Source organism: Limnohabitans sp. 2KL-17 (assembly GCF_003063415.1).
In the GTDB taxonomy this organism is placed as follows: domain Bacteria; phylum Pseudomonadota; class Gammaproteobacteria; order Burkholderiales; family Burkholderiaceae_C; genus Limnohabitans_A.
Genome location: NZ_NESK01000090.1, coordinates 1 through 827 on the forward strand (window position 1 = coordinate 1; position 827 = coordinate 827).

Genomic DNA, 827 nt, shown 5'->3' on the forward strand with positions numbered 1-827 from the left:
CTTTGATGTCCGCTGGCTGTGGATAACTATAAGTTCAATTGTCGTCCTGCAGCTCCTTTCTCTCCGTTTTTCTTGTCTGCTCTCGCGCTTTGATTCGACCCCTCGCCTCATTGGAGCTGTGCCTGAACCGATAGGACTCATTGCCCGTCTCCACAATGTGGCAGTGGTGCGTCAACCGGTCCAGCAGCGCCGTCGTCATCTTGGCATCCCCAAACACGCTCGACCATTCTGCAAACGTCAGGTTCGTCGTGATCAACACACTCACCCGTTCATAGAGCTTGGACAGTAAGTGAAACAGCAAGGCTCCTCCGGCCTGGCTGAACGGCAAATATCCCAACTCATCGAGCACCACTAAGTCCATGCGCGACAGACTCAGAGCAAGCCGTCCCGCCTTGCCTTGCGCCTTCTCCTGCTCCAGCGCATTGACCAGGTCCACCGTCGAGTAGAACCTGACCTTTTTGCCGTGTTGCGTCAGCCCCGAGATACCCAGCGCAGTGGCCAGGTGCGTTTTGCCCGTCCCCGGTCCCCCAATGAGCACCACGTTTTGCGCATCCTGCGTGAACGACAGATCGGCCAGTTTGTGCACCAATGCCCTGTCCACTTGCGAGGCCTCAAAGTTGAACCCCGCCAGATCCCGGTGTACAGGGAAGCGGGCGGCCTTGGTTTGATGTGCAATCGATCTCATGTGGCGGTTGACTGCTTCGGCTTGCAGCAAGTGCTCAATCAGCCAGCGAGATGTCCCCAGCTCTGCACTGCCGCCTTGCTCCACCAGATCCGCCCATGCCATGGCCATGCCGCTCAGTCTGAGACCCTTGAGTTCGGCCTAG

Annotated in this window: 1 pseudogene; it reads right to left on the reverse strand. The window is 57.8% G+C overall.

Annotated features, from left to right (window positions below):
- Positions 1 to 34: 34 nt before the first annotated feature.
- A pseudogene (gene istB, locus B9Z45_RS16720) lies at positions 35 to 820 on the reverse strand (IS21-like element helper ATPase IstB); the annotation flags it as partial.
- Positions 821 to 827 lie beyond the last annotated feature (7 nt).